At 32.7% G+C, this 21,560-nt stretch carries 23 protein-coding genes and 1 pseudogene; 10 read left to right on the forward strand and 14 right to left on the reverse strand.

Annotation, left to right across the window (positions count from 1 at the left end; translation table 11 throughout):
* The first annotated feature begins 343 nt into the window (after positions 1 to 343).
* Positions 344 to 1,018, forward strand: coding sequence for an IS6 family transposase (locus A33S_RS0106420; RefSeq protein ID WP_009384751.1), 675 nt, complete (start codon positions 344 to 346; stop codon positions 1,016 to 1,018).
* A 41-nt stretch (positions 1,019 to 1,059) separates the two neighbouring features.
* On the opposite strand, the gene A33S_RS0106425 is transcribed toward A33S_RS0106420, so the two are convergent.
* The 6 genes from A33S_RS0106425 to A33S_RS0106450 form a co-directional block, all read right to left on the reverse strand.
* Positions 1,060 to 1,386 (reverse strand): helix-turn-helix domain containing protein, encoded by a 327-nt coding sequence (locus A33S_RS0106425; RefSeq protein ID WP_009384752.1) that lies wholly within the window; start codon positions 1,384 to 1,386, stop codon positions 1,060 to 1,062.
* A 39-nt stretch (positions 1,387 to 1,425) separates the two neighbouring features.
* A complete protein-coding gene (locus A33S_RS12405; protein WP_009384753.1) occupies positions 1,426 to 1,569 on the reverse strand; it encodes a hypothetical protein in 144 nt (47 codons plus the stop codon).
* Positions 1,570 to 1,593: 24 nt separating this feature from the next.
* On the reverse strand, positions 1,594 to 2,649 hold the full coding sequence (locus tag A33S_RS0106435; RefSeq protein ID WP_009384754.1) for a methyltransferase domain-containing protein: 1,056 nt from the start codon (positions 2,647 to 2,649) through the stop codon (positions 1,594 to 1,596).
* 19 nt (positions 2,650 to 2,668) lie between these two features.
* Positions 2,669 to 3,553, reverse strand: a complete 885-nt coding sequence (locus tag A33S_RS0106440) for a permease (protein ID WP_009384755.1) — start codon at positions 3,551 to 3,553, stop codon at positions 2,669 to 2,671.
* 89 nt (positions 3,554 to 3,642) lie between these two features.
* Complete coding sequence (locus tag A33S_RS0106445; protein ID WP_009384756.1) at positions 3,643 to 3,963, reverse strand: ArsR/SmtB family transcription factor; 321 nt, start codon at positions 3,961 to 3,963, stop codon at positions 3,643 to 3,645.
* A 34-nt stretch (positions 3,964 to 3,997) separates the two neighbouring features.
* Complete coding sequence (locus tag A33S_RS0106450; protein WP_009384757.1) at positions 3,998 to 4,198, reverse strand: hypothetical protein; 201 nt, start codon at positions 4,196 to 4,198, stop codon at positions 3,998 to 4,000.
* Positions 4,199 to 4,389: 191 nt separating this feature from the next.
* Between A33S_RS0106450 and A33S_RS12220 the strand changes: the two are divergent.
* From A33S_RS12220 to A33S_RS0106475, 6 genes and pseudogenes are all read left to right on the forward strand, one after another.
* Positions 4,390 to 4,482, forward strand: a pseudogene (locus tag A33S_RS12220) (permease); the annotation flags it as partial.
* A 13-nt stretch (positions 4,483 to 4,495) separates the two neighbouring features.
* Positions 4,496 to 4,624 carry a hypothetical protein gene (locus tag A33S_RS12580; protein ID WP_009384758.1) on the forward strand — a complete coding sequence of 43 codons (129 nt, stop codon included), beginning with the start codon at positions 4,496 to 4,498 and terminating at the stop codon, positions 4,622 to 4,624.
* A gap of 541 nt (positions 4,625 to 5,165) precedes the next feature.
* Positions 5,166 to 7,229 carry a heavy metal translocating P-type ATPase gene (locus A33S_RS0106460; protein WP_009384759.1) on the forward strand — a complete coding sequence of 688 codons (2,064 nt, stop codon included), beginning with the start codon at positions 5,166 to 5,168 and terminating at the stop codon, positions 7,227 to 7,229.
* Positions 7,230 to 7,245: 16 nt separating this feature from the next.
* Positions 7,246 to 8,682, forward strand: a complete 1,437-nt coding sequence (locus A33S_RS0106465; RefSeq protein ID WP_017176652.1) for a multicopper oxidase family protein — start codon at positions 7,246 to 7,248, stop codon at positions 8,680 to 8,682.
* A 20-nt stretch (positions 8,683 to 8,702) separates the two neighbouring features.
* Complete coding sequence (locus A33S_RS0106470; RefSeq protein WP_009384763.1) at positions 8,703 to 9,251, forward strand: DUF1541 domain-containing protein; 549 nt, start codon at positions 8,703 to 8,705, stop codon at positions 9,249 to 9,251.
* A 338-nt stretch (positions 9,252 to 9,589) separates the two neighbouring features.
* Positions 9,590 to 10,192 (forward strand): recombinase family protein, encoded by a 603-nt coding sequence (locus A33S_RS0106475; protein ID WP_009384765.1) that lies wholly within the window; start codon positions 9,590 to 9,592, stop codon positions 10,190 to 10,192.
* A 301-nt stretch (positions 10,193 to 10,493) separates the two neighbouring features.
* On the opposite strand, the gene A33S_RS0106480 is transcribed toward A33S_RS0106475, so the two are convergent.
* The 4 genes from A33S_RS0106480 to A33S_RS0106495 form a co-directional block, all read right to left on the reverse strand.
* Positions 10,494 to 11,108, reverse strand: a complete 615-nt coding sequence (locus tag A33S_RS0106480; protein ID WP_002510812.1) for a CadD family cadmium resistance transporter — start codon at positions 11,106 to 11,108, stop codon at positions 10,494 to 10,496.
* Positions 11,109 to 11,212: 104 nt separating this feature from the next.
* Positions 11,213 to 13,624 carry a heavy metal translocating P-type ATPase gene (locus tag A33S_RS0106485; protein WP_009384768.1) on the reverse strand — a complete coding sequence of 804 codons (2,412 nt, stop codon included), beginning with the start codon at positions 13,622 to 13,624 and terminating at the stop codon, positions 11,213 to 11,215.
* 256 nt (positions 13,625 to 13,880) lie between these two features.
* Positions 13,881 to 14,648: a ZIP family metal transporter gene (locus A33S_RS0106490; protein WP_002454666.1), complete on the reverse strand. Its 768-nt coding sequence runs from the start codon at positions 14,646 to 14,648 to the stop codon at positions 13,881 to 13,883.
* Between the two features lie 253 nt (positions 14,649 to 14,901).
* Positions 14,902 to 15,303, reverse strand: a complete 402-nt coding sequence (locus A33S_RS0106495; RefSeq protein ID WP_002454665.1) for an ArsR/SmtB family transcription factor — start codon at positions 15,301 to 15,303, stop codon at positions 14,902 to 14,904.
* 154 nt (positions 15,304 to 15,457) lie between these two features.
* Here A33S_RS0106495 and lspA point away from each other — a divergent pair, with 154 nt between their 5' ends.
* Positions 15,458 to 15,934 carry a signal peptidase II gene (gene lspA / locus A33S_RS0106500; RefSeq protein ID WP_162129658.1) on the forward strand — a complete coding sequence of 159 codons (477 nt, stop codon included), beginning with the start codon at positions 15,458 to 15,460 and terminating at the stop codon, positions 15,932 to 15,934.
* A gap of 102 nt (positions 15,935 to 16,036) precedes the next feature.
* On the opposite strand, the gene A33S_RS12625 is transcribed toward lspA, so the two are convergent.
* The 4 genes from A33S_RS12625 to A33S_RS0106525 form a co-directional block, all read right to left on the reverse strand.
* Positions 16,037 to 16,321: a cytochrome c biogenesis protein CcdA gene (locus tag A33S_RS12625; protein ID WP_081502238.1), complete on the reverse strand. Its 285-nt coding sequence runs from the start codon at positions 16,319 to 16,321 to the stop codon at positions 16,037 to 16,039.
* The gene (locus tag A33S_RS0106510; RefSeq protein ID WP_009384777.1) at positions 16,321 to 16,752 is read right to left on the reverse strand and encodes a cytochrome c biogenesis protein CcdA; all 432 of its coding nucleotides are present in this window, start codon (positions 16,750 to 16,752) and stop codon (positions 16,321 to 16,323) included. The genes A33S_RS12625 and A33S_RS0106510 overlap by 1 nt, the downstream gene beginning before the upstream one ends.
* 83 nt (positions 16,753 to 16,835) lie before the next feature.
* The gene (locus A33S_RS0106515) at positions 16,836 to 18,158 is read right to left on the reverse strand and encodes an ISL3 family transposase (RefSeq protein WP_017176654.1); all 1,323 of its coding nucleotides are present in this window, start codon (positions 18,156 to 18,158) and stop codon (positions 16,836 to 16,838) included.
* 363 nt (positions 18,159 to 18,521) lie between these two features.
* Positions 18,522 to 18,866: an ArsR/SmtB family transcription factor gene (locus A33S_RS0106525; RefSeq protein WP_002454662.1), complete on the reverse strand. Its 345-nt coding sequence runs from the start codon at positions 18,864 to 18,866 to the stop codon at positions 18,522 to 18,524.
* A gap of 308 nt (positions 18,867 to 19,174) precedes the next feature.
* Between A33S_RS0106525 and A33S_RS0106530 the strand changes: the two genes are divergently transcribed.
* Positions 19,175 to 19,807 carry a hypothetical protein gene (locus A33S_RS0106530; RefSeq protein WP_009384782.1) on the forward strand — a complete coding sequence of 211 codons (633 nt, stop codon included), beginning with the start codon at positions 19,175 to 19,177 and terminating at the stop codon, positions 19,805 to 19,807.
* A gap of 237 nt (positions 19,808 to 20,044) precedes the next feature.
* On the forward strand, positions 20,045 to 20,365 hold the full coding sequence (locus A33S_RS0106535; RefSeq protein WP_009384784.1) for a hypothetical protein: 321 nt from the start codon (positions 20,045 to 20,047) through the stop codon (positions 20,363 to 20,365).
* Positions 20,366 to 21,560 lie beyond the last annotated feature (1,195 nt).

The raw sequence follows: 21,560 nt of genomic DNA on the forward strand, positions 1-21,560 counted from the left end.
GGTTTTTTAAAATAGGAAAATTTATATACTTACAAGATTTCAGTACATTTTTTGTAATAATCTTTAAAATTTTTTATTGCTCAGGTTCCTCTATAAAATCAATAGATCTGTCTATAACTTAATCAAATATATATAACCATTTTAATCATTCTCTCTTTGTTTTCGATAATATAAAAAATAAAATTAAAAAGTGTATACTTACGTTAACTGGTATCGTATAATATTTTGTAAAACTATATATTATACAATGGGAAGAGGTAGCGAATGAAAAGGGATAGAAAACAAAGGGTTCTGTTGCAAAGTTGAATTTATAGTATAATTTTAATAAAAAGGAGTCTTTTGTATGAACTATTTCAGATATAAACAATTTAACAAGAATGTTATCACTGTAGCCGTTGGCTACTATCTAAGATATGCATTGAGTTATCGTGATATATCTGAAATATTAAGGGAACGTGATGTAAACGTTCATCATTCAACAGTCTACCGTTGGGTTCAAGAATATGCCCCGATTTTATATCAAATTTGGAAGAAAAAGCATAAAAAAGCTTATTACAAATGGTGTATTGGTGAGACGTACATCAAAATAAAAGGAAAATGGAACTATTTATATCGTGCCATTGATGCAGAGGGACATACATTAGATATTTGGTTGCGTAAGCAACGAGATAAACATTCAGCATATGTATTTATCAAACGTCTCATTAAACAATTTGGTAAACCTCAAAAGTTAATTACAGATCGGGCACCTTCAACGAAGGTCGCAATGGCTAAAGTCATTAAAGCTTTTAAACTTAAACCTGACTGTCATTGTACATCGAAATATCTGAATAATCTCATTGAGCAAGATCACCGTCATATTAAAGTAATAAAGACAAGATATCAAAGTATCAATACGGCAAAGAATACTTTAAAAGGTATTGAATGTATTTACGCTCTATATAAAAAGAACCGCAGGTCTCTTCAGATCTATGGATCTTCGCCATGCCACGAAATTAGGCATATGTTAGCCAGTTAAGGGAACAACGACATGACAAAATGGTAATTAGCTATATTTATCTAACTTTGCAACAGAACCGAAATTCCTCTATTACTAAAATACTCATTCTGAACAAAATTGATAGTATCTTCATCTACCTTTATACGATGTCTGTCTTTTCTCGTTTTATCTATAAGACCTGCTAATCCATCATTTTTGTATCTACTAATCCAATTATAAAGTGTACGATTTGGTACTTTTTCTGATTCACTAACTACTCTTACTGATTTTAATTTTTTAAAATAAGGTTCGAGTGTATAGTACCTTTCCATAGCTTTTTGACGTGCTTCTTCGGTAAAGTCAGCTAAGTTTTTAATCATTTCAGCACTTCCAAAAAAAGGAAGCATACTTTTATGCTCCCTAATTTAATTGTTAATGATACGGCATTAACAACAACCTTTATTATTCTGTTGATCTTTATTTGTATTCTCTTTTTTGCTCTCTTTATTTTCTTCAATCTCCACGGAACAACAAGCTTGCTCTTTAGGCTTTAATTTAGAAATAGCTTTTTTAAATGCGTTTTTTTCCATTTTAACACCTCCTTTAATTGTTATTTAGCAACCACATGATGTATCGCAACATTTTTCTATATCAATTGCTTCTTCATTTTCATTAATAAATTCAAAGACATCTTTATATGGATATTGTTGTAATATATTAAATGTTTTTTCACATACAAAGGCTCTTTCTCCACGCTCAAAAATATGATTATCATCATCTTCAATATGTTTAAATGGGCCTTTGTATATAACAGATTGTCCTTTATCAATACAAGGTCCTTCTTTGCCTTTATGAGCTATAACGGTCATGCTTCTAAAGTTAATATCTTCTATAGTAGTCCATGTATTTTCACGTTTATCTATTTCCACACCGTAAAAGCCTACCTTTTCGAAAGCTTCAACAAAAGCTTTTTCTTCAATAGCGCCTGAATAGCAACCACTCCACAAGTCTTCGTCTTGTCTCAATTGTTCAGGAACTTCTACGTTAGAAACAATATCTGAGATGACAGCTTTACCACCATCTTTTAAAACACGATAAATTTCTTTGAAAAGTGCCTCTTTTTCTTCAGTTGAAACTAAGTTTAGAACACAGTTAGATATAACCACGTCTATGGTATTATCTTTTATCATAGTCATTTCGTTTTCTAAGTAATTAATATATTGATTGATAGATTGATAAGTATTTAAATCGCTAGCAGGGTGTTCTTGTAAATATTTATCCAATACTTCTAAATCTAATTTTAAATTTTGAATCTTTCCTTTATAAAAACTGACATTGTCATAACCAATTTTTTCAATCATTTGATTCTGATATTTTTTAGCAAGATTTAACATATCATCATTCATATCTACGCCAATAACTTTACCTGTTTCACCGACAATCTGCGAAACTATATAAGGAACTTTACCTCCGCCAGAACCTAAATCCAAAACGGTATCTCCTTCTTGAATCTTACCTAAAGGATCGCCACAACCATAATCTTTTTCTATGATTTCATCGGGTATGATTTTTAAGTATTTCGTATCATACTCTACTGGACAACATAAATTTTCTTCATGATTTTTTGCAGCATTTCCATATCTACTGATTACTGATGCTTCTTGATTCATTAATTTATCCCCCTTAAATTTAAATAATCATATTAACAATTAAGCCGGTAGCAATAGCTACAACTAAAATTGCGATAACAAATGATATTACAAATTTTTTCTTGAATAACTTAGATAGTAATACAACTTCTGGAATACTTGCGCCAGCGCCACCAATTATCAACGCAACAACTGTTCCTAACGACATTCCTTTTGATGCTAATGCTTCAGCGATAGGTAACATTGTTTCAGGTCTGATATACATAGGAATACCGACAACAGAAGCAATGAATACGGATATAATGCCATCTCCACTTGCATATTTAGTTATAAATGTTTCAGGTACGAATCCGTATATAAAGGCACCAATAAACACACCAATAAATAGATAAGGTAACATTGGGTATAAAAATGCCCACGCATCGTTTAATGCTTGTTTAAAACGAGATCCTGTTTTATTAGCAAAGAAACCATCGCCTTTAACATTGACCCCTTTATAACTTTCAGATAAATTCATTTTAGAAAATACTAGACCTGTTAAAATGCTAAAAATGGCTAGTACTACAAAATAAACAACAGCAACTTTCCAACCTAATAAAGCCCATAGCATAAAGATCATTAGTGGATTCATTAATGGCGAAGCAATTAAGAAACTCATTGCTGGACCAAAAGGTACTTTAGAATTTAATAGACCTGCGAGTATCGGGATTGTAGAGCAAGAACAAAACGGTGTCATAGCACCAAACACCATCCCCAACATATAACTAATTGTTTGATTGGATTTGCTCAAAAGTCTTTTGATTTTTTCTTCTGAAACTACTTGTTGAATGAGACTTACAATAAAGCTCACGATAATGAATAGTAATAATAGTTCAAAAAACAATATCAAAAAAGTTTTTAAAAATTCTATGATTGAATCTAACATCAGTATAACGCCTCCTAAATTATTTAATCAACTTTTCTTGATTTATACATCAAAGGAAATTGATTAATTTTATATTATATAGAAGACACTCATAGTATATTACAACAAGTATCTTCATTCAAAACTACCTGTATTTGTTGCTTATTAATTTTATAATAGTTCCATGTTCCATGCTTTTCAGCAATAAGAATATTGGCATCCACTAATTTTTTTAAATGATAAGAAAGTTTTGATTGTTTTAATTCTAATATTTCCTCTAAATCACATACACACAAAGATTTTGTATTGCTTTGTCGTATTGAATGTAGAATTTTAAGTCTAATTTTATCAGCAAGTGCATTAAACATCTGTTCATAAAAATCTAATTGTTCTTCAACAGTTCTATTAGGACTGGATTTAATAACTTCCATTGAAAGTTCACTCCTTTTATACTTTTAAACACTTCTAATTTTGTTTAAGTTTCTTTATTGCTAGATTAAAATGAGTTTCTGTCACTTTACCATATTTATCAGTTTCTCCTTTAAAAAACTCTTTCTTCATATATAAAGTAGCTTCTTTTAAATTGACTTCTCTTGATATCATAATTAAATTTAAATAACTAACAAAATAATCAACTGATAATGTACTTGCATGATTTACCCTCATAAAACAAAACTCCTTTATAAGATACTGAAACAATAAATCAACTTTTTTTGATATATTAATCATACATGATTTTTTCTCTTTTTACAAGATACTAATAAAAAAGTAATATACACAAGAGTGTCCAGAAAACAGTTATTTTCTGTACACTACAAAATAAAAAAGTCAAATGGTATATACCCCCACGTCGTATTAAATTATTCAAAAGAAATTTTGTATTATCATTCGTTATTGCAATTTTAGTTGTAGCTATCGTTACAGGTTTGATTGTAAACATCATTATTTAAAGGAGGTGAGCTAATGGGAATTAAAGATATATTAAATAAAATGAAACCTCAGGATCAATCATGCTGTTCGGTAGAAATTGAAGAAAAGAAAGAGAAAGATGAAAAAGAACAGCAAGACAATAATAATTGTTGTAACAATTAATTTAGAAGTCTGTAGAATATATGCTTCTAATAAATGAACGACAAATTCCAATGTAATAGTATGGAATTTGTCGTTCTTTCGTTTCAGTTAAGAAAAATTATTTTGCTTGTTTAGTATTTCTTTAAGACTTATAACAAAAAGGCGTTAATTAAAAACCACATCATTAACCGATACGCAGAAGCGTGCACAAATAAAGTATATTTAATAAAATGCTTCTGTTGTGGCGTAGAATTTGAGAATTAAAAAATGATTAATATACTTTGAAATGCCTTATTTTCTTTAAGAATATTAATATATGACTTGTGTTCGTAATGCTAATCTTGGTCAGAATGTATTGTCATGCAATAGTTAAGATTAGATCTTTTAATTAAAACATTATTCTAAACATCGATGACAAGGTCTAATGTAGGACGTGTAGACATAAGATTCGGAATTATATAAATCCATAAAAGGAGATAAATCGAAAACCTTTATACCCTGGGTGGGTATATGTTATAGTATAAGTAACTTTACTATAACATTTTCATTAGGAGGGGTTAATTTGAATAATAATGGTGAAGAGCATAATCATCAAAATCACATGAATCATTCAAATCAAATGCATCATGATAACCATGCCTCACATCATCATCATAGTGGCCATGCACATCATCATGGAAATTTTAAAGTTAAGTTTTTTGTTTCATTAATTTTTGCAATACCTATCATTCTTTTATCGCCAATGATGGGTGTTAACTTACCTTTTCAATTCACATTTCCAGGTTCTGAATGGGTAGTGTTAATATTAAGTACAATTTTATTCTTTTATGGTGGTAAACCGTTCTTGTCTGGTGGTAAAGATGAAATTGCTACAAAAAAACCAGGCATGATGACCTTAGTTGCCCTAGGTATTTCAGTAGCTTATATTTATAGCTTGTATGCTTTTTATATGAATAACTTTAGTAGTGCAACTGGTCATACAATGGACTTTTTTTGGGAATTAGCAACCTTAATTTTAATTATGCTATTAGGACATTGGATAGAAATGAATGCTGTCGGAAATGCTGGAGATGCTTTAAAGAAAATGGCAGAACTGTTACCTAATAGTGCTATTAAAGTTATGGATAATGGCCAACGCGAAGAAGTTAAAATATCAGACATCATGACTGATGATATCGTCGAAGTAAAAGCCGGAGAAAGCATTCCAACAGATGGTATTATCGTTCAAGGACAAACATCTATAGATGAATCCCTAGTCACTGGAGAATCTAAAAAAGTACAAAAAAATCAAAATGACAACGTCATCGGGGGTTCTATTAATGGGTCTGGAACAATACAAGTCAAGGTTACAGCTGTGGGAGAAGATGGATATCTTTCTCAAGTTATGGGACTTGTTAATCAAGCACAAAATGATAAATCTAGTGCTGAATTGTTATCTGATAAAGTAGCGGGTTATTTATTCTACTTTGCTGTAATTGTTGGCGTGATTTCTTTTATTGTCTGGATGCTCATTCAAAATGATGTTGATTTTGCATTAGAACGTCTTGTAACTGTGTTAGTCATTGCTTGTCCACATGCTTTAGGCTTGGCAATACCTTTAGTCACTGCACGTTCTACTTCAATTGGCGCACATAATGGTTTAATTATTAAAAATAGAGAGTCTGTAGAAATAGCTCAACATATCGATTATGTAATGATGGACAAAACTGGTACTTTAACTGAGGGTAACTTTTCTGTGAATCATTATGAGAGCTTTAAAAATGATTTGAGTAATGATACAATATTAAGCCTTTTCGCCTCATTAGAAAGTCAATCTAATCACCCATTAGCTATAAGTATTGTTGATTTTGCGAAAAGTAAAAATGTTTCATTCACTAACCCACAAGACGTTAATAATATTCCAGGTGTCGGATTAGAAGGTCTAATTGATAATAAAAAATATAAAATAACAAATGTCTCTTATCTTGATAAACATAAACTTAATTATGACGATGACTTGTTTACTAAATTAGCTCAACAAGGTAATTCAATCAGTTATTTAATTGAGGATCAACAAGTCATTGGCATGATTGCTCAAGGAGATCAAATTAAAGAAAGCTCAAAACAAATGGTAGCTGATTTACTATCAAGAAATATTACACCAGTCATGCTTACAGGTGACAATAATGAAGTGGCACACGCTGTCGCAAAAGAATTAGGTATTAGTGATGTCCACGCACAACTCATGCCAGAAGATAAGGAAAGCATTATAAAAGATTATCAAAGTGACGGTAATAAAGTCATGATGGTCGGAGACGGTATCAACGATGCGCCGAGTCTTATAAGAGCTGATATTGGTATAGCAATTGGTGCAGGTACAGATGTTGCAGTGGATTCAGGTGATATCATACTTGTTAAAAGTAATCCATCAGATATCATTCATTTCTTGACCCTTTCAAATAATACTATGAGAAAAATGGTGCAAAACTTATGGTGGGGTGCAGGTTATAATATTGTTGCTGTACCTTTAGCAGCTGGTATTTTAGCATTTATCGGCTTGATTTTATCACCTGCAATAGGTGCTATTTTAATGTCACTAAGTACGGTTATTGTTGCAATTAATGCCTTTACTTTAAAATTAAAATAAAAGAGGTATAAAATGGATGAAAATAAAAATATTTACAGTTCTTGCTGCTTTGTTTTCCATGTTACTTATATTATCTAATGATATATTAGCAGAAAGTAAGCAGAACATGAACATGAATATGACAGAAGACAAACAAAAACAGAATGATGAAATGGATATGGGAGGACATGATGAAAGAAAAAAACTTAATTCTTCACAAGGAGAAAATGAAATAACTTTTCCTAAAGTTTTAAAGTCAGAAAAAGATAAAGATGGTTATGAGAATTATATATTAAAGGCTCAGGAAGGGAAGACAGAATTTTATAAAGGAAGCTTTTCTGATACTTTAGGTTATAATGGAAGTATACTTGGGCCAACTTTAAAACTTAAAAAAGGTGAAAAAGTAAAAATTAAATTAGTTAATAATTTAGATGAAAATACGACATTTCATTGGCATGGTCTTGAGATAGATGGAAAAGTAGATGGTGGCCCTTCTCAGGTTATAAAACCAGGGGAAGAAAAAATAATTAAGTTTGAAGTCGAACAAGAAGCTGCCACTTTATGGTATCACCCTCATCCTTCTCCAAATACTGCTAAGCAAGTTTACAATGGATTATCTGGCCTATTATATATAGAAGATAATGAAAATTTAAATTACCCTAATGAATATGGGAAAAATGATTTACCGATAGTTATTCAAGATAAAACATTTATATCAAAAAAATTAAATTATTCAAAAACAAAAGATATAGATGGGACTCAAGGTGATATAGTAGTTGTTAATGGGAAAGTAAATCCTAAACTAACAACCAAAGAAGGAAAAGTTCGTTTAAGACTTTTAAATGGTTCTAACGCTCGAGATTTAAACCTTAAATTAAGTAACAACCAAAGTTTTGAATACATTGCCTCTGATGGTGGTTATTTAGAGGAAAAACAACAGTTAAATGAAATCAATCTAGCGCCTTCTGAAAGAAAAGAAATAATAGTCGATTTATCTAAAATTAAAGGTGAAGAAGTTGATCTTGTTGATAACGAAGATACCGTGGTTTTACCAATAAATTACAAAGAATCGAAAGATAATAAAGAGACAACTTCTAAAGTAGACAAAAAAATCAAACTAGAAGGTATGGATGATAAGGTTACTATTAATGATAAAAAGTACGACCCTGACAGAATAGATTTTACACAAAAGAAAAATCAAAAAGAGATTTGGGAAATTGAGAATGTTAAAGACAAAATGGGAGGTATGAAGCATCCCTTTCATATCCATGGAACCCAATTTAAAGTTGTATCAGTGGATGGGAAAGCACCTCCAAAAGATATGAGAGGAAAAAAAGACGTTATATCGTTAAAACCTGGTCAAAAAGCCAAAATAGAAGTTGTTTTTAAAAACAGTGGAACATATATGTTCCATTGTCACATTCTTGAACATGAAGATAATGGCATGATGGGACAAGTAAAAGTAACAAAATAATTAATAAGGAATTTTAAAATATGTATAAAAAATTAGGATTTATTATATTAGCATCAGGATTAGTATTATCAGCTTGCTCAACGGGTAGTAAAGAAGAAAATAATGGTTCTAAAGATAAAAAAGGAGAAGAACACATGGAACATAAAAGTGAAAGCAAGACTCCAGATGATATGAAGCGTACAGACGATAGTAAATTTAAAAAAGGGGATGAAGTTACTATTACAGCAGGACATATGCCCGGCATGAAAAATGCTAAAGGGACGGTTAAAGGTGCTTACAAAACCTATGCTTATGTAGTGAGTTATACACCTGAAAATGGTGATAAGAAAGTAAATAACCACAAATGGGTCGTTAATGAAGAAGTTGCAGATGCCCCTAAAAATGGATTTAAAAAAGGTGATACAGTTAAATTAGAAGCTGACCATATGCCTGGTATGAAAGGTGCAGAAGCTCAAATTAATGATGTAGAAAAAACAACCGTTTATATGGTGGATTATAAATCAACCGAAAACGATAAAATGGTTAAAAATCACAAATGGATGACAACTGACGAACTTAAATCTCGTTAATATCTTTCATTTTAGTTCTTTAAAGTATTTAGTTAGTGATTGATAAATGCAATGAGGATCCCCTTTGTTAAATAGACAAGTAAACAAATAAAATTTATGGCCACTCTCATATCCACAATAATGAGAGTGGCCATTTGTTTAGAAAAATTAAATGGTTTTAATGAAAATGAGGGGATTTTTTATAATTTATCAATGGAATTTCGAAAAATATAAAACGGAATAGTGAATGTATTGAGCTTTATCATTTATCAAGAAAAGTTATTCTAAATTAGCAGGTAAAGTCACATATAGCCTTTATTTGTATGATTAGGGTGTATGGCAATAAGGGGGGGGTAAAAATGATTATCGGATATGCAAGAGTTTCAACCGCAAATCAAAATTTAGATAGACAAATCGAAAATTTACATATTATTGGAGCTGAAAAAATTTTCACCGAAAAACAATCAGGTAAGTCTATTAAAAACAGACCTGTTTTTCAAGAAATGTTGAATTTCGTGAGAATGGGTGACCGTTTAGTGGTTGAATCAATTGATAGATTAGGACGAAATTATGATGAGATTATTCAAACTGTTAACTACTTAAAAGAAAAGGAAGTTCAACTCATGATAACAAGTTTGCCCATGATGAATGAAGTCATTGGCAATCCGTTACTGGATAAATTTATGAAAGATTTAATCATTCAAATTTTAGCAATAATTTCAGAACAAGAAAGGAACGAAACCAAACGTCGAAAAGCACAGGGAATTAAAGTTGCTAAAGAAAAAGGTGTTTATAAGGGACGTCCTGTACTTTATTCTCCTCATGCTAAAGATCCGCAAAAACGCTTAGTTTATTATCGAGTTGTTGAATTACTTAAACAGGGCAAGTCTATTAGTGCTATAGCAAAAGAAGTTGGTATTACACGCCAGACGATATATAGAATCAAAAACGAACATTTTTAGTACTCTAATCATACATACAGAAATACTGTTTTGCTAGCATCGATAATGGTTCGATTAGGGTAGACCCTAAATAGACATTATATATGTATTGATATGCTTAGCTTGTCACTTTAGGAGTTATTTTGCACCTATTTTAATCGTTATTTTGCATTACAAGTTAATAAGGTTAGAGTCAGGAGGTATATAGAAGTCCAATTTCTCAGTTCTAAAATTAAGAAATTGGACTTCTATCGTGACTCCCAAAAGGCGGTCTTATATGTCAAACGAGCGCTGATTCTTATTAGAGAAAGCGTTCCGATTGTTAAAGAAATGAGAATAAAGCGTTAAATGTACCATTTTCAAACAATATATAAATCCCTAACCCAATGAATACAATAGGTACAATCCAACGTTCATATTTCTCAATTTTTTCTGATACAAAATCTAAGGAAGCTAAGCGATAGCTGACATAACATAAAACAGCAACCGTAATCATAAAGACAATAACAGCAATAAAGATTTCAGACATATTTAAGGTCGTGAAGTACGGTATATAAATCGAAAAGTCATCCGCACTGGAAGCTAATACGATGAAAGTCATCGTCAAAAATAACTGATTAAATTTTCCAGAGGAGAATAAAGATAAAATACTACTTTCATCTTCATCCTCTTCTCCTTTAATCCACATTTTCACACCTAAGTAAAGTGGTAAAAGCCCAAGTAGTCCGATAACCCATTGCTGAGGAATTAAATTTACAACCCCCTGTGCAACTAAAAGACTTGCTCCTATAACAATTGCAGTCCCTATATATTGTCCTATCCAAATATGTTTCACCTGACCTTTTTTTACTTGCGAAAACAAAAGAATTAATATAACGAGATAATCAATTCCTGTTGCTACATATACCGCAGCTGCTGTAAGTATCGTTGCGATCATTTTTCCATCTCCAATATTTTATACTTTAGGGGTAGGACTTTTCTTCAAATTGAAAAGCCCCCCTTGAATTGCGCACAGCGTGACCTTACTATTCTGTTTTCTACCTATTTATCCTTCACTCTCATCAGTCGTAAACTGTTCAACGCTACAAGAAGAGTTGCACCCATATCTGAAAGAATCGCAATCCAGAGTGTTAACCAACCTGGAATAACCAATAATAAGGCAATAAATTTAATAGCAATTGCAAAAGTAATGTTAGCTTTTATTATGTTTAGCGCTTTTCGACTTAGTTTTACCGTAAACGGAAGTTTTCTTAAATCATCTCCCATTAGTGCAACGTCCGCCGTTTCTAATGCTGTATCAGTACCAGCTCCACCCATTGCAATTCCAACAGTGGAAGCTGCCAATGCAGGTGCATCATTGACACCATCGCCAATCATAGCTACGTTGTTGTATTCCGATTTCAATTGTTTAATATAATCCAATTTATCCTGAGGCATTAATTCAGCCTGAACTTCTTTTACTCCGACATGACTTCCAATGGCATTCGCAGTACCTTTATTATCACCGGTAAGCATAATTGTATTTTTGATGCCAAGTTGATGTAGTTTTTGAATGACTTCTTTACTTGATTCACGTACTTCATCTGCTACTGCAATAATAGCTAGTATTTCTTTGTCAGTTCCAACAACCATAGCAGTTTTCCCTTGATTTTGAAGAGTTGCAACTTTTTTCTCTAAATTCTTATCAAAACTAGAGTTTGACAGTTCCTTAAATAGTTTTGGACTTCCAATATAATAGGTCGTTCCGTCTACAGTACCCTTAATTCCTTTTCCTGTAATGGAAGAGAAGTCATCTACCACAACATCTGAATAAGAAATATTCGCCTCTTCTGCTCTTTTCATGATTGCTGATGCAAGAGGGTGCTGAGAACGATACTCTAATGCAGTAATAATGGATAGCATTTCATTTTCATCTACCTGTTTGTTCAACACATTGAAATCAGTTACAACAGGGACACCTTTTGTCAAAGTACCTGTTTTATCGAAAGCAATGGCCTTTAAGGCACCCATTTCTTCTAAATAAACGCCACCTTTTATTAGGACACCCTTTTTCGCTGCATTTCCAATTGCTGAAACAATCGAAATCGGGGTGGAAATAACCAACGCACATGGACAACCAACGACTAAAACAGCTAAACCTTGATAAACCCATGTTTCCCAACTAGCCCCAAAGAATAATGGTGGAACTACAGCAACTAACGCAGCTATGATGATGATGATCGGAGTATAATATTTCGCAAATTTTTCTACAAAGGCTTGAGATGGTGCTCGTTCTCCCTGTGCTTCCTCTACAAGATGAATAATTTTTGAAATGGTTGTATCTTCTACTAATTTAGTTATTTCTACTTCAAGTAATCCTTCTTCATTTAGAGTACCTGCAAATACTTCATCATCAACCGCTTTTTCAACAGGGACTGACTCACCTGTAATGGCAGCTTGATTAACAGCAGAGTACCCACTTACAACCATCCCGTCCATGGCAATCTTTTGACCAGGTTTGACAATCATAATATCTCCAACTGCAATATCATCTACATGAATCATCATTTCTTGACCTTTTCGTCTAACAAGTGCCTCTTTAGGTGCAATATCCATTAATGATTGAATTGATTGTCTCGCTTTATCCATAGAAAATCGTTCTAGAGCTTCACTAATTGCAAAGAGTATGACAACAACAGAAACTTCTGCCCATTCTCCTATAATCGCACCACCTATAACTGCAACAGTCATAAGTGTTTTCATGTCAAATTCAAAGCGTAACAAGTTTTGGAAACCAACTTTAAAAAGCGATAATCCTCCTATTAACATCGATGCTACAAATAATAATGTAGTAACAATGTTCTCATCCCCATTAACAAAGACTGAAAGATATCCGAAAACAATCAATAAGGTCGAATAGAGTAAAGTACTGTGCTTTTTATAGAATGGCACTTTTTCTTCTTTTTCATCCTCTTTTTCCTGGTTAATCTCTTGTGTAGCTTGCCGTACAGGTTTTTCAGAGGCCACTTTAAGATTCTCAAAAGCACCTGCTTTTTCTAATTCTTCAATCGTTGCTTCTCCGTATACGGAAATTTTAGATGCTCCAAAATTTACTTTTGCATCCTCCACACTCGGAATTTTTTTAACATTTCTTTCAAACTTTCCTGCACAGTTTGCGCATGAAAACCCTTCAACACGATATATATTTTTGTCTTTTTTAACCTCTTGCGGAGCCTGCCGTCTAGGTTTTTCTGGAGCCACTTTAAGGTTCTCAAAGGCACCTGCTTTTTCTAATTCTTCAACCGTTGCTTCTCCGTAAACGGAAATTTTGGATGCTCCAAAATTTACTTTTGCATCCTCTACTCCCGGAATTTTTTTAACATTTCTTTCAAACTTTCCTGCACAGTTTGCGCATGAAAATCCATCAACACGATAGACATATTTCTTCTCTAATGGCTTCGTTGCTTCACTCATATTTAATAACCTCCTTCTTAATTAACTAATGTATCTTTTATCAATCAATGCATGTGGAATTCCTATATTCTTGGCCACCTCTCATTATGATATTCATTTGAATATTACGTTATGTTCTGTTGCTATTATATATCCACACATATAGATAGTCAAATGATTATTTGATTATATTTTATTTCTTTTTTTGCTAAGACTAAACTCAACTTTTCTGTTTAATTTCCTCAACTGATTATTCAAGGCTATTCCTTTAATATTTTCATTCCAACCCAACAACTCCTATGATCCAAGAAGCTATATAGAAAACGGCTACACCAAGCAAAACGTAAAGACCAGTTTTTCGATTTTCAGATTGATTAACAACTGGAAGTAAGTCCGTTGCTGCAACATATAGAAAAACACCTGCTGAAAATGACAAAGCAATTCTTGCAAAAGAATCGCCAAGTACTTCAGCTGCAAATTCTGTGTCACTGAGTAGCCATACTAAAGCCCCTCCAAATATAGTAGCCAAAGCCAGTACTGCAGAGGCAATAAACGCCTTTTTCCTGTCATTAAATACTACAAGAACAATCGAAGAAATGGTTAAGCCATCTGGTATTTTATGAAGTAATACAGCAACAAACACAAGGAAACCTAATTCACTGCTTACTTCGAATCCCGCAACAATGGAGACCCCATCAAAGAAACTATGAATGGTCATTCCGATAAAGGCACCTAAACCGCCCGTTTTTTTACTGAGTTTATCCTCATGTGTTTCATAGCCGAAATGAAAATGAGTTGTGAGGATTCTTTGAAAGGCAAATAATACTAAAAATCCTATTAATATATAGATTCCATTTTCAGGTGAATTTTCTAATCCTTCTGGCATTAGATCAAGAATACCTATGGATAAAAGAAAACCTGCACTAAAAGCCATTAAATATGTAAGAGCTTTGGGGGACCATTCTTTTCTCACGACAATAAGTCCTCCAACAAGATTAGCTATACTTGTGAGTAACACAAGAGATACTACAGTCCATGAGAACATTACAAACTCTCCTTACTTTAATTCATTCCATTTCACAAATAATTTGGACCATCAGGGTACAATTCAGAGAAAAAACAAGATTTAAGCCCCAGTGGATACCAGGGCTTAAATCTCCTGAGATGATTTTTTATCTAATGGTCTTTTCTTAGGTAATTTTTATGGTTTATTTTTGAGCAACTGCATTCCATCACGTAAAACGGAGGACTGAGTTGTTTGTAACATTTTAACTAATTTTTCCCAACACTCATCACATTTACTTCTTTTCCTTCAACTGTAGTGCTTCTTGCATAAGGTGATGCACATGATTACTTACTAGCCTATAAAAAACCATCTTCCCTTTTTTACGGTACTCGGCAAGCCCCATATTACGTAACATACGTAGGTGGTGTGAAGCAGTAGCATTCGTAGAACCAATAATCGTTGCTACATCACAGACACACATTTCATCTTCTTGCGTAAGTGCATAAACAATTTTCAACCGTGTATCATCCGCAAAAACTTTAAACAATTGTGATAAGCCATCCGTTTGACCGACTTCCTGCTGACGGCGCTCAACCTTTTCTGGGTCAAATATAAATGTCTCACAAGCATCTTTTCCCCTTGATTTTATACCATCTAAATCATGTTCTTTTTTATTTATGGAAGTAATACTCAAAACAACCCCTCCTCTGTAATTAGTGTATACAATAACATTCAAATTATTGTTTGTATATATTAGTATAAATAACATAACGTTTTATTGCAACAATAAAATATACATTTGTTCGTTATATCATGGTATACTTTAAAATAATGAATATTGGAGGAGAATCAGGATCTACTATATCATTGCAGTCATCGTTTTAATCATTGATCAACTATGGAAATCTGCGATTGTCAAATGGATGGAAATAGGTCAAACCATTCCTTTATGGGAAGGAGTATTCCATATTACTTCTCTTCGAAATAAAGGAGCAGCATTTGGAATTTTGCAAGGTCAACGCTGGTTTTTTATTATTGTAACGTTAATTGTTGTACTGGGTATCATTTATTATTTACAAACAGAAGGAAGGAATAACCGACGAATCTCTTTTGCCTTATCACTGTTGCTAGGTGGAGCAATAGGGAACTTTTTTGACCGCTTGATTAGAGGAGAAGTAGTAGATAGCCTTGATTTTCGGCTTATTGATTATCCTATCTTTAATCTCGCTGATGTTTTCATAGTTTCTGGTGTTGCTTTAATGATATTGGATATGTGGTTGGAAACTCGTAAGGGGCAACAAAAACAGGAAAATGAAAAAGTATAGTTTAAAACGAGGATTTTTAGTGGAATTAGGAACACAAACAACCAAATATAAATGTACAAAAAATCGGTTCATTCATAATATAGAGAACCGATTCTTTAATAGCTATTCAAAAAAGAAATACAAACCGACAAGAAATAATCCAACGCCAATTGCTTTACTCAAGAGTTTCTGCCACCGTACCATCCATCTGGTATTCTTCAATACCCTAGCCAACCATCCAATGATCAAAAAGGGCATGCCATGTCCAATCCCATATACTAGTAACAAAAGGGTACTTTTAACTAATGACCCAGTAATTGATGCGAAGGCGATCATTGCAATAATCATAGGTGTTGTACATGGTGATGGTGTAAGGCCAAACAAGGTACCTAACGAGTAAGCCTTCATTATAGGATTACGAGGTTTTTGTTGTTTTTTTCAGGTTTGGAATAAAAGGTAACAACTCTAAAAGGAAGTAACCCTAGAAAGTGATGAAGCCTTAAACCGAGAACATAAAATCCAATTAATAAAAATAAGAAACCTAGAAAATTATGAAATAAATCTTCATATTGTTCCGTCCATTCTAATACTTGCTCACCAAAAAAAATACTAACCACACCAAGAATCGTGAACGTAAGTGTAAAAGAAATCATAAAAGTCAAAGTGATGGGTAAAATGCTTTTGTTTTTAGATTCTCCTTTAAAAGCAAAGATACTGGAAGCCATCCCTAGCATACAGGGATTAAAGCTTGTCAATAATCCGACCGAAAAACTAACTATTAATGCAATAGAGAAATGTATATTTGCCAATTGGTCTATAATATGTGTCGCCCACTCCATTTTTATCACCCCTTGTACAAGACTATTTAAGGATGATAAATATTAGTCATATTGGGTATTCGGATTTTATGGTGGAAAAGGGCCTATAAGTTACTCTTTTCCAATTTCTTAATAAGTGTGGAAAAATCTACACCATAGTTGCCTGTTTTGTCTCGGTCTGTTATTTGATACGAATTGAAACTATCGTATAACATAGCTTTGCTGAATGCACTTGAATTAAATCGTGGCTTCCTCTTTTTATGGAGCTTTTCATTAAAAATTATTTTAGCTCGTAAGGCTTCAAATGAGTACCCTCTACCCATTCGTTCTACTTGCCTAATGATGCTATTTATAGACTCTGTATAAGCGTTAGTGAGCCTTTTATCAAAGTAATTGAAGATTTCATCCTGCCAGTTGTCTACGGCTCTTAATAGGTCTTTATAGGCGTTTTTAGAGTTGCTGGATAAACAGCATTGTCTCCAATACCTGTAACGATCTTTGGCTTGCTCAAGGTCATCTGTATACCATATCAAGTAGAACTCTTCTTTAAGTTCGTAGGCTTCTTTTAGTTCAGGTAAATTACTTAACCAAGTATCCAAAAGGAATGAATCTCGTTCATTCAAGTCATGCTTTCGTTTAAGAAGGATATACCTCTCACGCATAAGGGTACGACTTTCTTTGGCTGTCATATTGGCTTTAAGAGACTTCCTAACACTATCCAAGGCTTGATTAGCCATTCGGACTACATGAAACTTATCTACAACTACTTTAGCGTGAGGTATAACTGTATTAACTGCGTCTTTGTAGGGCTTCCACATATCCATTGTGACATATTCGATATATGTATTGTCTTTAATTTCAGAAAGGCGTTGAATGACCGTATCTTTGTTACGATTGGGTTTTATGTCATATATAGTTCTACGTTCTACATTGGTCAATACAAGACGAGGTTTCTTGATAATGTGTATTTCGTCAATACCAAGCCATTTAGGAGTTTCAAACTGATATTCACGTTCTTTTAATGCCACATAGTCTTTAAAGATGTTCCTAACAGTTTTCTCGTCTACACCAACACTTTCAGCTACGTCTACGAAGGTCTTAGACAGAGATTGTTCTTCAATAGACCTTATAAGCCTTTTAGTCATACTACGCTTTTCGTCAATGGATATAAGGCGTTCCCAAAAAGTTGTGCCACATTCACGACATTTATAACGTCTGCGGTTTAATTGTAATCCTACTCGCTTTAAACGAATAGGCAGATCCATGATTAGTTGCTTTCTTGATGTATGTTTATATAGCCTGTCAAAGCCACATTGAGGGCAACGTACTGGTGGAAAAGTTGCTTCCACTTTAAACATCATGTCGGATTCATTTTCTTGTGGTGGTTCTATTGTTTTAAGATCTGGTAGTAATAATAAGTCTGACATATTGTTCATCCTTTACTACTCTGTGGTGTTATAGTATTAAATATAGATTTGATATTGAAATTATCATTGCTAATTATTTTACTAACATCAATCTCATAAAGCATTTATATGATTGAAAACAAAAAGCCTATCATTCACTATCCTACAATAAAAAGGGTTATCCCATAGTTACACGGGATAACCTCACAATTATTAAATTATGCAGTTGCACAGCTACAATCTTTGCACTCGCAAACTTCATCAGTACAGTTGTCTACACATTCTTGACTACAGTAAACTTTTCCTGCTTCTTCTACTTTTGTTTCCCCAAGAAGACAATTACAGTTCGGTCTCGCACATTTTTCCATACTAAACTCCTCCTTATTATTTAGGTAAATCTTCGGTTAAACACCAACCTCGATCTAATAGACTAACGACGCAATTATCAACAATTCGGTACCGAATAAAATTGGCTTCACGAATACTGCGAACGATGCCTTTATCAACCAATCGTTGAAGTTGGTTGGAAATGGCTTGAGGTTTCATTTCAAGCTGTTCTGCCACCTCGCTAACAGATGCATTTGGAGTTCGAAGCAAGGTATGCAGTATTCTAAGCCGTGTCCCGTTAGAAAGTATTTTAAAGGTCTCACTTAAACCTTCAGCGTTCTCTGTATCTAATAAGGGGCGTTCCGTTAGTTTTGGTTTTGGTGTACACCAGTTTTCAGACATTATTTCCTCCTCCATTTCACAATTACATTATATAGTGTAACAGTTTTTGTGTCAAGAACCTGAAGTTCATATATGAGCATCTTTTTATCAGTACATTATAACGCCTTAATAAGATAAAATATAATTCCCTCTTGTTTGACTACCTATCCGTAATCACCCGTGTTTGATTTATAATTTTGTGGTATTATTATTTTTCCTTAGCATTCCACCAAACAATCCGATTTAACCACTATTTTTTTCGAATTATCAAAATGCTAATTCCACTATATATTCCGAAGACCCATAAAAAGAAAAGAAGTATGGTTCATATGACAATCAAATCAAACAGCATCAATAATCATACAAAGCGTTACTATTATTATGTGGATTTCATTGTGCAATTCATTAGAGATAAAAAGTTCAATGCTAGCAGACAATATCATTCATTGAAACAAAATTTTCCATCAAGTGAAGAAGCATTAGAAGGTCTTCTAGAAGTGGTAGAGCAGAAATACCCTCACGTCTGTCATAATCTCAATGACTATAGAAAATTCGTGCAGTTTATTGATGACCTAAATGAAAATTCGATTTGGGTTTCTTATTCGGATCTATACAGAGTTTATTGTATTTTAGTTAAAGAAAAAGACATGGAAAAATTAGACAAATTAATCGAACAAGAACTGGATGTCGTTACCAGCACTTGTATCTCTGTCGACTTGATAGAAGTCATCTCAGATTTCAATGACGACTTAGGATTAACAGGTGTCAATTCAGAAGTATATAAAGAAGGTGATTCTATTTTCTCCGTCATTGAAGCACCCAATTATACAACGATACCTATTCAATTAGATATCGAAGAACTGAAAAATGAAAAGTTAGGTCTCAGATTTTATATATTTAATGAGTATGAAAAACACATCAATGAATTTGATTTTGATGAATATTTCAATGAAATATGGTAAGACGCATTTGGTGAACATAATCAATTTACCCCAAGTCAATTTAAAAAAATATTAGAAGAAGATAAGGCATATTTTAAAAATCAGTCGCAAGTCCCTTCTGAGATTCGACCTGTGCTGCATCGAAATAACATTTCATGACCGATTATAGGTCTCAATGCAAGAGAGGAAGCGTATGTTTCCTCTCTATTTTTAATCGGTTGATGAATAAAAAATAAATTCGGCAAAGGAGTAATCATGATGAAAAATAATCAATTAAAAGCAATTTTGTGGCGTTATCTTGTGAATGAATTTGATGAAGCAACATCCGAGGAATATGAGCAACAGTTCAACCATAAATTCAAATACAATCAAGTCAGTATCGCTGAATCGACTTTTGGCAACGAAGTCACATTTGACGGTACAACTACTTTTATCCTGGAAACATTAAAAATAACAAAAAGCATTTTAAACATAGAAACTGAGAAAAGTTTTGTAGAAACGATTCATTTTAAAAACTTGAATGAGGTCGAAAATTATTTTGAAGCTGTACCTTTGATGAAACGTTACTTATTACGTTAACAAATTAATGATAAATCATAGACCGTATTAGAAAATAGCAAATGATTTTAGGAGGTATTTGCATGTTGAAAATTGAATTATTTTGAAAGAAATACAAAGCAATCAAAGATTATTATTTAAATGGTGGGGCTACCGTTTGGTTGATTAATGAAATAGATGAAGAAATTATTCAGCTCACAGTGAATATACCAGCGGCTATGTTAATGACTGATTTCGATGATGATCCTAAAAGTTAGTAGTCGTTCTTCTTTGCTTAATCATGTAGATTTTGGTGACTATGATACATTGCATGAAACGCTGGTTAAACAAAATTTCATTGAAGATGAAACAATAGGAATGATTAAACAGGGTTATCATGTGTATAGTGGAATCATTTTTAAAGAAGAAAGCTTCAACAAAATGGAGAGGCTTGGAAGAAAGGAAGTCATATAGACTTCCTCTTTTTTTCCGTCTAGTTTTGAATAAAAAGTAAATTAGCTTTCTCTTTTTTTGGAATAAGTGAAATGACTTTTGGTAAAAAGCTCAATTATAAAATGTAAAAAGTACAAATAAAGAAAGTCAAAATTATAAAAGTAAAGTGCAAAAATCTCATTTAATCTTATTACTTAAATAGAAATGTGAGATGAGTTTTATGGATAGAAGCAAAAAACGATTTAATGTTAGACATAATCTGTCTAACATTATTTTCTATACATAAATTTAAATTGAACATTTTCTGTATAGAAAAGTATAGATAATGCTCATATTAGCGTCACATTATCTATACATGAATTGGAAATTTATTGACTCAAATGTTCTCAATTCATACGCCTCTATGTTCATTTTCTTCACATATTTGCTATCTCTAATTGTTAAAAATGCTCGTTATACACATCTTATTTTGTAACTAATTAGAATGACAAAATATCCTAAGCAAATATTTAGGATATTTGCTTAGGATATTTTGCATGAGCATAAGGAAATCCAGTACCACCCTTGGTGGTGTTCAGCATAGCTGAAAGATTTTCCTACCATTTGCTGCGCTCATTTGCTCTAGAAAAATGGTTGGGAACCCTGTAATGACGGCATTAAATGCGTGTTGTACTATTAGGTTCTGTTGCAAAGTTAATTTTATAGTATAATTTTAACAAAAAAGGAGCGTTCTCTATGAATTATTTTAGATATAAGCAATTTAATAAAGATGTAATAACTGTAG

Origin of the sequence: Staphylococcus massiliensis CCUG 55927 (genome assembly GCF_000298075.1) — a bacterium.
GTDB lineage: Bacteria > Bacillota > Bacilli > Staphylococcales > Staphylococcaceae > Staphylococcus > Staphylococcus massiliensis.